Origin of the sequence: Mesorhizobium sp. M1A.F.Ca.IN.020.06.1.1 (assembly GCF_004023265.1) — a bacterium.
Taxonomy (GTDB): domain Bacteria; phylum Pseudomonadota; class Alphaproteobacteria; order Rhizobiales; family Rhizobiaceae; genus Mesorhizobium.
The window spans coordinates 1-8,658 of record NZ_RZSR01000151.1; the positions used below are offsets into that span (position 1 = coordinate 1).

8 protein-coding genes and 1 pseudogene are annotated in these 8,658 nt (G+C 64.3%); 5 read left to right on the forward strand and 4 right to left on the reverse strand.

What is annotated here, in order from left to right; all coding sequences use genetic code 11:
* Positions 1–482: LysR family transcriptional regulator (locus tag EOA60_RS09475; RefSeq protein ID WP_164899244.1), on the reverse strand; the 482-nt coding region annotated here is incomplete at its 3' end.
* Positions 483–638: 156 nt separating this feature from the next.
* Here EOA60_RS09475 and EOA60_RS09480 point away from each other — a divergent pair.
* The gene (locus tag EOA60_RS09480) at positions 639–1,280 is read left to right on the forward strand and encodes a DUF47 domain-containing protein (protein WP_067003620.1); all 642 of its coding nucleotides are present in this window, start codon (positions 639–641) and stop codon (positions 1,278–1,280) included.
* A 3-nt stretch (positions 1,281–1,283) separates the two neighbouring features.
* On the forward strand, positions 1,284–2,288 hold the full coding sequence (locus EOA60_RS09485; RefSeq protein ID WP_067324384.1) for an inorganic phosphate transporter: 1,005 nt from the start codon (positions 1,284–1,286) through the stop codon (positions 2,286–2,288).
* A 20-nt stretch (positions 2,289–2,308) separates the two neighbouring features.
* Here EOA60_RS09485 and EOA60_RS09490 read toward each other — a convergent pair whose 3' ends face one another.
* Complete coding sequence (locus EOA60_RS09490) at positions 2,309–2,686, reverse strand: VOC family protein (protein ID WP_095799271.1); 378 nt, start codon at positions 2,684–2,686, stop codon at positions 2,309–2,311.
* Positions 2,687–2,896: 210 nt separating this feature from the next.
* Between EOA60_RS09490 and EOA60_RS09495 the strand changes: the two genes are divergently transcribed.
* Positions 2,897–4,075 carry an Mrp/NBP35 family ATP-binding protein gene (locus tag EOA60_RS09495; protein WP_095799272.1) on the forward strand — a complete coding sequence of 393 codons (1,179 nt, stop codon included), beginning with the start codon at positions 2,897–2,899 and terminating at the stop codon, positions 4,073–4,075.
* A 38-nt stretch (positions 4,076–4,113) separates the two neighbouring features.
* On the opposite strand, the pseudogene EOA60_RS09500 reads toward EOA60_RS09495, so the two are convergent.
* A pseudogene (locus EOA60_RS09500) lies at positions 4,114–4,215 on the reverse strand (SRPBCC domain-containing protein); the annotation flags it as partial.
* A gap of 149 nt (positions 4,216–4,364) precedes the next feature.
* On the opposite strand from EOA60_RS09500, the gene EOA60_RS09505 reads away from it, so the two are divergent.
* Both EOA60_RS09505 and EOA60_RS09510 read left to right on the forward strand, forming a co-directional pair.
* A complete protein-coding gene (locus EOA60_RS09505; RefSeq protein WP_095782337.1) occupies positions 4,365–6,170 on the forward strand; it encodes an IlvD/Edd family dehydratase in 1,806 nt (601 codons plus the stop codon).
* A 131-nt stretch (positions 6,171–6,301) separates the two neighbouring features.
* A complete protein-coding gene (locus EOA60_RS09510) occupies positions 6,302–6,700 on the forward strand; it encodes a hypothetical protein (RefSeq protein WP_095799274.1) in 399 nt (132 codons plus the stop codon).
* A gap of 18 nt (positions 6,701–6,718) precedes the next feature.
* Here the strand turns inward: EOA60_RS09510 and EOA60_RS09515 are convergent, their stop codons facing one another.
* The gene (locus EOA60_RS09515) at positions 6,719–8,308 is read right to left on the reverse strand and encodes a trimethylamine methyltransferase family protein (RefSeq protein ID WP_095799275.1); all 1,590 of its coding nucleotides are present in this window, start codon (positions 8,306–8,308) and stop codon (positions 6,719–6,721) included.
* Positions 8,309–8,658: the final 350 nt, after the last annotated feature.

Consider the following 8,658-nt stretch of genomic DNA (forward strand, 5'->3'; position numbering starts at 1 on the left):
TCATAGAGCGGCACGCTGGTTACCCGCCCCAGCGGCTCGTTGTCGAGATAGGTGATGCCGGCATCGGCATCGAGATTGCCGAGCAGCGTCAGCACCTCGATCGAGGTCCGTGACAGCACCGAAAAGGTGACGCCGGGATGCTTGTCGCGGAATGGCGTCGTCAGCCGCGCCACCATGGCGAGCGCCGTCGGAACGGCGGCGATGCGGATGCGGCCGGACAGGCCGTGGCGCGCCGCCCGCATCTCCTCGCGCATGGTCCTTGAATCGCCGACGATGCGGCGCGCCCAAACCAGCACCTGCTTGCCTTCCGGCGTCAGACCCTGGAAACGCGAGCCGCGCAGCACCAGCATGACGCCGAGCTGCTCCTCGAGCTGCTTGATGCCGGCCGACAGCGTCGGCTGGGTGACGCCGCACACCTCGGCGGCGCGGCCGAAATGCTCTTCCCTGGCTAAAGCGATGAAGAATTCCAGCTTGTCGATCATGTCATCCGATCCACGGTCTGCCCAAGGTCGGGGAAATCGCTTTGCTTCGCAAGGCGGATGAACGATAGGATCTCATCCACATTTTTGAGCCGGCTTATCTGTTTTCCCGCGCCGCGCATGGCGCTATGTGGGGTAGGCGGAAGCAGGGAGGAGCAGATGCTGGGTTGGTTTCGCAGACTGTTGCCGCGCGAGGATCGCTTCTTCGAACTGTTCGAACGGCATTCGCGCACGGTGGTCGGCGGCGCCGAGGCGCTTGAGCAGCTTCTCCAGGGCCGGGACATCGACCGCTGGTGCCAGACGATCGTCGATCTGGAGGACGAAGCGGACGGGATCACCGCGGAGGTGCTGCTTGCCGTCAGGCGCTCCTTCATCACGCCCTTCGACCGCGGCGACATCAAGGATCTGATCCAGTCGATGGATGATGCCATCGATACGATGCACAAGGCCGTCAAGACGGTGAAATTGTTCGAGATGAGGGAATTCGATCCGCTGATGCGGGAAATGGGCAGCGTCATCGTCGAGGCCGCCCGGCTGGTAGCAGAGGCCATCCCACTGCTCGGCAAGGTTGGCGCCAACGCCGCGCGGCTGAACGCCATCGCCGAAGAAGTCATGCGCGTTGAGGGCCGCGCCGACGACCTGCACGAGCAGGGCCTGAAGGACCTGTTCAAGCGGCACGGTCGCAGCGACCCTATGGCCTACCTGATCGGCTCGGAGATTTACGGCCAGCTGGAAAAGGTGGTCGACCGTTTCGAGGACGTCGCTAACGAGATCAGCGGCATCGCGATCGAGAACGTCTAACAGATGGACGCCGCGATCGCCTTTCCCCTGCTGGTCGGCCTCGTCGCCGTGGCGCTGTTCTTCGATTTCCTCAACGGCCTGCACGATGCCGCCAACTCGATCGCGACTATCGTCTCCACCCGCGTGCTGAGGCCGCACTATGCCGTGTTCTGGGCGGCTTTCTTCAATTTCATCGCCTTCCTGTTCTTCGGTCTGCATGTCGCCGAGACGGTGGGAAAGGGCATCGTCGACGCCGAGATCGTGACCCCCGCAGTGATCTTCGCCGCGCTCATCGGAGCCATCGTCTGGAACATCGTCACTTGGATAGCCGGCATTCCGTCGAGCAGCTCGCATGCGCTGATCGGCGGGTTGGTCGGCGCCGGCGTCGCCAAGGCCGGCCCGGGGGCCATCGTCTGGTCCGGGCTCGGCAAGACGGCCGCGGCGATCGTGCTCTCGCCGGCGACCGGATTCGTGCTGGCGCTTGTCCTTATCCTCATCGTCTCATGGCTGTTCGTTCGGCAGACGCCGTTCGCGGTCGATAACAGCTTTCGCGTCCTGCAGTTCTTCTCGGCTTCGCTCTATTCGCTGGGGCACGGCGGCAATGACGCGCAGAAGACCATGGGCATCATCGCCGTGCTGCTCTATTCGCAAGGCATGCTCGGCCAGAGCTTCCACGTGCCGTTCTGGGTGGTCATCACCTGCCAGTCGGCACTGGCGCTGGGCACGCTCTTCGGCGGCTGGCGCATCGTGCACACGATGGGATCGAAGATCACTCGGCTGAACCCGATGCAGGGTTTTTGCGCCGAGACCGGCGGGGCGATAACGTTGTTCGCCGCCACCTGGCTCGGTGTCCCGGTCTCGACCACGCATACAATCACCGGCGCCATCATCGGCGTGGGTGCTGCCCGCCGCGTCTCGGCGGTGCGCTGGGGCATTGCCGGCAACATTGTCGTGGCGTGGGTGATCACCCTGCCGGCGACGGCGGCGATTTCGGCGTTGACCTATTTTGTCACGCGCCTGGCGGTCTGAGGCAAAGCTGGTGCTGAAATCTACTCGCCCGCAAGACACAGTATGTTGCCGTCCGGGTCCTTGAACCAGGCGACCTTCATGCCGTAGCCGACATGGACATCGCCCTCGACCGTCAGCCCGGGCATCTCATAGCGCTCGAAGGTGACGCCCTTCGACTTCAGGGCCTGGACAATGGCGCCGATCTGGTCGCCGACCGTCCAGGTCAACGCCGTCGCCTTGTTGGTACCGGCGAATTCTGAACGATAGACGTTGATGACCGTGTCTCCGCTTTTGTAGACGATCAGTTCTCCGGCCATGTCGTCGACAGGCTTGAGGCCCAGCGTTCCTTCGTAAAAGCCCTGCGCTCTCGAAAGGTCTTTCACCGCCACATTGGCCGCTGCGTTGCTGTTTGCGAGCATGACAGTCTCCTTTTCCGGTTGCCGTCGCTCATGGCAACCGAGATAGGGCCCCTGGATCGATTGGCCATGGCAATCGGCGGATCGGGACGCGCTCGGCCAAATCCGACACCACCGGTCGTTTTCCGGAGCACGCCGGACGAGCCATTGCGCCACGGCTTGGTTCTGCCGGGAAACTGCACTATCTGGAACGCCAAACTCCGAGGAAAGACCATGGCTGTAACCAAGGAAACCGTCATCGAGCGCCTGAGGACGGTCAATGGACCGGACTTCACCGGCAACATCGTCGACCTCGGCCTGGTATCTGAGATTTTCATCGCCGATTCCAAGGTGTTTTTCTCGATTACCGTTCCCGCCGCCCGCGCCCAGGAGATGGAGCCGCTGCGCGCCGCCGCCGAGCGTGTCGTCAAGGCGATCCCCGGCGTCGCCAACGCCGTCGTCGCGCTGACGGCGGAGAAGAAGGGCGGTGGCATGGAGGCGCCGGTTCGGCCGGCTTCGCAAGCAGCGTCGCCACGACCTGCTCCCCAGGCAGCGCCGCAGCGTCCTGGCCCGCAGGCGCCGGCTTCTCACAGTCACGGCAAACGCGGCGTGCCCGGCATCGATGCGATCATCGCGGTCGCGTCCGGCAAGGGCGGCGTCGGCAAATCGACCACCGCCGTCAACCTGGCGCTCGGCCTTGCCGCCAATGGGCTAAGCGTCGGCGTGCTCGATGCCGATATCTACGGGCCGTCAATGCCGAGGCTGCTCAACATTCACGGCCGGCCGCAGACGGTCGACGGCAAGATCCTGAAGCCGATGCAGAATTACGGCCTCAAGGTGATGTCGATGGGCTTCCTGGTCGACGAGGAGACGCCGATGATCTGGCGCGGCCCGATGGTCATGTCGGCGCTCACCCAGATGCTGCGCGAGGTCGAATGGGGACCGCTCGACGTGCTGGTCGTCGATATGCCGCCCGGCACCGGCGATGCCCAGCTCACCATGGCCCAGCAGGTGCCGCTGGCCGGTGCCGTCATCGTCTCGACGCCGCAGGACCTGGCGCTCATCGATGCGCGCAAGGGCCTCAACATGTTCAAGAAAGTCGACGTGCCGCTGCTCGGCATCGTCGAGAACATGAGCTATTTCCTCGCGCCCGACACCGGCAGGCGCTACGACATCTTCGGCCATGGCGGCGCGCGCCGCGAGGCCGAACGGCTCGGCGTCACCTTCCTTGGCGAGGTGCCGCTGGAGATGGGCATCCGCGAAAGCTCGGACGCCGGCGCCCCGGTGGTCGCATCCAAGCCGGACGGCGCCGAGGCGAAGATCTATCGCGATATCGCCGCGAGGGTATGGGACAGGGTCCAAGAGGAACGCGGCGCCGCCGAGGCGGCAGTGCCCAGCATCGTGTTCGAGTAATTCGCCGGGCCGCAGCTAGGTGTCCGATTTCCTTTCCAGCCGGGAATCGCCTCCTTCAGGATTTCCGGGTCGTTGAGGGCGTCCCACACTTTCTCGACGGGTGCGGCGATCCGCTCCTCGCCTTCGATCACCAAGGCCATCAAGACCTCCCGGATTGCTGGCTCGATTGGTCCTAGTGCGCGGCCCTTTCTACGTCTATCGCACCAAAGTGCGGGTCTGCGGCGTGTCTGCCTCTTGCCTGCATGGGCGCGTTGTCATATCGATTTGTCATACAAATACGGAGACCACGATGGCAGGCGCCCCCACCAAGAAGAAGAAATTTCGCTCGCAGGAGTGGTTCGACAATCCCGACAACCCGGGCATGACGGCGCTCTATCTCGAACGCTACCTCAATTACGGACTGACCCGCGCCGAGCTGATGTCGGGCAAGCCGCTGATCGGCATCGCGCAGACGGGTTCCGATCTCTCGCCCTGCAACAGGCACCATCTCGAGCTCGCCAAGCGCGTGCGCGAAGGCATTGTCTCGATGGGCGGCATCCCCTTCGAGTTCCCGTGCCACCCGATCCAGGAGACCGGCAAGCGGCCGACGGCGGCGCTCGACCGCAACCTCGCCTATCTCAGCCTCGTCGAGGTGCTCTACGGCTATCCGCTCGACGGCGTCGTGCTGACCATCGGCTGCGACAAGACTACGCCCGCGCTCTTGATGGCGGCGGCGACCGTCAACATTCCGGCGATCGCGCTTTCGGTCGGCCCGATGCTCAATGGCTGGCATAAGGGCAAGCGCACCGGCTCCGGCACCATTGTCTGGGAATCGCGCCAGCGGCTGTCGGCCGGCGAGATCAATTATGACGAGTTCATGGACATCGTCGCCTCCTCGGCGCCGTCGACCGGCTATTGCAACACCATGGGTACCGCCACCACCATGAACTCGCTTGCCGAAGCGCTCGGCATGCAGCTGCCGGGCTCGGCCGCGATCCCCGCGCCCTATCGCGAGCGCGGCCAGATTGCCTACGAGACCGGCAAGCGCATCGTCGATATGGTGCATGAGGACCTGAAGCCGTCGGACATCATGACCCGCCAGGCGTTCGAGAATGCCATCGTCGTCAATTCGGCCATCGGCGGCTCGACCAACGCGCCGATCCACCTCAATGCCATCGCCCGCCATCTCGGCGTGCCGCTCGACAATGACGACTGGCAGAACATCGGCCTTAACGTGCCGCTGATCGTCAACCTGCAGCCGACGGGCGAGTATCTCGGCGAGGACTATCACCATGCCGGCGGCGTGCCGGCCGTCGTGGCCGAACTGCTGAAGGGCGGACTATTGCCGCACCCCGACGCGATCACCGCCAACGGCAAGTCGATCGGCGACAATTGCCGCGGCGCGGTCAACGAAAATCACGATGTCATCCGCGGCGTGGACAAGCCGCTCAAGAGCAATGCCGGCTTCATCAACCTCAAGGGCAATCTGTTCGATTCCGCCATCATGAAGACCAGCGGCATCTCGCCCGAATTCCGCGAGCGCTATCTCTCGAACCCGAACGATCCGGAGGCTTTCGAAGGCAACGCCATGGTCTTCGACGGCCCGGAGGATTACCACGCCCGCATCGACGATCCGGCGCAGGGCATCGACGAGCACACGATCCTGTTCATGCGCGGCGCCGGTCCGGTCGGCTATCCGGGCGGCGCCGAGGTGGTCAACATGCAGCCGCCGGCCCATCTCATCAAGAAGGGCATCCATTCGCTGGCCTGCATCGGCGATGGCCGCCAGTCCGGCACGTCGGGTTCGCCATCGATCCTCAACGCATCGCCGGAGGCAGCGGTCGGTGGCGGGCTGGCGCTGCTCAAGACTGGCGACCGCGTCCGCATCGACCTGAGGAAGGGCACCGCCAATATCCTTGTCGGCGACGAGGAGATCGCCAGGCGGCGGGCAGCGCTGCAGGGCAATGGCGGCTATGACTATCCCGAGCACCAGACGCCCTGGCAGGAGATCCAGCGCGGCATGGTCGACCAGTTCTCCGCCGGCATGGTGCTGAAGCCGGCGGTGAAATATCAGGATGTCGCGCACACCAGGGGCGTCCCGCGCGACAACCACTGAATTCAGAGCACGGCGACAATCGAAGGGCGGTCCGCTTTCCGGCGGACCGCCCTTTCTCATGGCCCTTGTTTCGGCCGCGGGGCATCTACAGATTAGCCCGATCCCGGCGGCCCTACGGAGGGAGGCTATATTTGGCGAAACGGCGCTCTTCCCTCGGCTTCCTCGGCATGTTCGGCCGTTCGGGCGACTTGCGCCAGCTCGACGACGCCTTGCGCAAGGCCGACTTGCATCCGGCACTGGTGCCTGAGGGCGTCAAGCTCACCATCGTCAACCTGATGAAGGATCATTGGCCCGAGGAGCCGCCGCCTCAGGCTTATCAATCGGTGGCGCAACTCTGCGGCTATTGCGTCGCCGGACCGGAAACCTTCGAGCGGGCCAATGGCAGGGAGCGCACTTTGGAAGCCGAGCGCCGCATCGAGGCCGCGCTCGAAGCCGGCGACAGCCTCGATGCGCAGATCGTGCTGTTGACGCTGCACGCGAAGCTGATCAACGCCGAAGTCATCGAGCGCTATGGGCTGCGTGCGGAGTGATCTGCGAGAGCGGAAAGATCAGCCGCCCATCTTGTTGCGCGGCAGCTTGATCATCTCGCCGAAGCGCGCGCGCAGCTTGTCGTCGACGAGCCGCGACACATGGCGCGGAAAGCGCTCGGCCAGCACGCGCTTTTTCTCGGCGATCGCCCGCTGCAAAATGTCGGGCCGGCCCTTCTCGTTCCATTCCTTGGGCGAGAAGCGATCGCCGACTGCGGGATAAAAATATTCGGTCTGCATCAGCTTCAAAGTCTGCTCGTTGCCGAGATAGTGGCCCGGGCCCTTAAGGCAGACATCGGCGATCGTGTCGATCGACAGCGCCTCGTCCGTCACCTCGATGCCGCGCACGCATCGCAGGCAGTGGCCGAGCATGTCGTTGTCGATGATCAGGCTTTCGAGACAGAAGCCGAGCAGCGAGGCATGCATGCCGGCCGATTCATAGACGAGGTTGAGGCCGGCAAGACCGGCCATCACATCGGTGATGCCTTTTTCATAGCCGGACTGGATGTCGGGCAGCTTCGAATCCGTCATGCCCGCGGCCGAGCCGCCCGGCAGGTCGTAATATTGAGCCATCTGCGCGCAGGCCGCGGTCAACACGGCCTGCTCGGCCGAACCGCCGGACATGGCGCCGGTCCGGAGATCGGAGACGAACGGCCAGGTGCCGAAAATCGCCGGATGGCCGGGCTTGATGGCGTTGACATAGACCAGGCCCATCAGCACTTCGGCCACCGCCTGCACGACGGCGCCGGCAATCGCGGCGGGAGCCGTGGCGCCGGCCTGGCCGGCCGACAAGAGCAGGATCGGAATGCCGCCCTCGACGCAGGCTTCGAGCACGCCGCAGGCGTCCTCGGCGAATTTCATCGGCGGCACCACGAAGCAGTTCGAGTTCGACACGAAAGGCCGCGCCCGGAAATTCTCCTCGCCGCCGGCGATCGCATAGAGCATTTCCAGCGCCGGCTTGACGTTCTCTCGCACGGTGAACGAGGTGCCGACATGCTTGGATGTCCCCAGTACGCAGGCATAGAGCGTGTTGAAGTCCATCTCGAGCGGATCGGGAATATCGCGCGGCACCATGGTGCGCTGGAAGAAATGGATGTTGTCGAGCCCGTCGACGAGACGGGCGGCGTCATAGATGTCCTGCAGCTGCGATTCGCGATATTCGCGCTTCTCGACATCGACCAGATGCACCGCCGCGCCCGCCGTGCCGTAGTGCACGCGTTTGCCCTGGATCACCATGTCGTGCTTGGGATCCTGGCCGTGGAGCGTGAAATGGCGCGCCGCCTTCTTGATCGTGTCGAGCACCAGCGCGCGCGGCAGGCGGATGCGGCCGTCGTCGCCGTAGCTCGCCCCGACCCTGGTCAGCGCCTTGATGCAGGAGGGGATGGCGTTGGCGAAGCCCACCGTCTCCAGAAGCGTCAGCACCGCTTCATGGATGCGTTCCTTGTCATTCTGGCTCAATGGCCCGTAGCTGCCGCCTTCGAGGCCGGCTCGCACCGGACGGATGTCGTCTGCGAGCGGTGCTGCCCGCATCGCGCGGCGCGCTTCGCGCCCGCCGGACCGCCGCGAACGCTGGTCCGACGTCGTTTCCTGCTTCTCAAGAGCCACTGACATGGAAAGCACTCCACCTTTGCTTTTTCAGGGGCAGGATGCGCGGCGGTTGGTCCACCATCGGCCTGCCTCGTCCCCTTTGTGCCTCGACTATGCCGTCGGCATTGGCACAGCCTATGAGCCAGTCAATCCCGTCGAATATGCCAGGATGCTAAAGCCTCGAGGCGCGCCAAAATAAAAGAGCCGGCAAAACGCCGGCTCTTCATGTGGCAGTCCGTGGTGATCAGGCGGCAGCGGGCCTGCGGCCGGCGGCCGTGGCGAGCTCCCGGATCCCGGGCTCGATGTGCTGCAGCGAGATCGAGGAGATGCCCAAACGCATGAAACGCGAGGGCTTTTCGCTGCGGTCGAAGAAC

Coding starts and splice junctions, on each gene's coding strand:
- EOA60_RS09480 (WP_067003620.1), top strand. CDS start 639: ATGCTGGGTTGGTTTCGCAGACTGTTGCCGCGCGAGGATCGCTTCTTC.
- EOA60_RS09485 (WP_067324384.1), top strand. CDS start 1,284: ATGGACGCCGCGATCGCCTTTCCCCTGCTGGTCGGCCTCGTCGCCGTG.
- EOA60_RS09490 (WP_095799271.1), bottom strand. CDS start 2,686: ATGCTCGCAAACAGCAACGCAGCGGCCAATGTGGCGGTGAAAGACCTT.
- EOA60_RS09495 (WP_095799272.1), top strand. CDS start 2,897: ATGGCTGTAACCAAGGAAACCGTCATCGAGCGCCTGAGGACGGTCAAT.
- EOA60_RS09505 (WP_095782337.1), top strand. CDS start 4,365: ATGGCAGGCGCCCCCACCAAGAAGAAGAAATTTCGCTCGCAGGAGTGG.
- EOA60_RS09515 (WP_095799275.1), bottom strand. CDS start 8,308: ATGTCAGTGGCTCTTGAGAAGCAGGAAACGACGTCGGACCAGCGTTCG.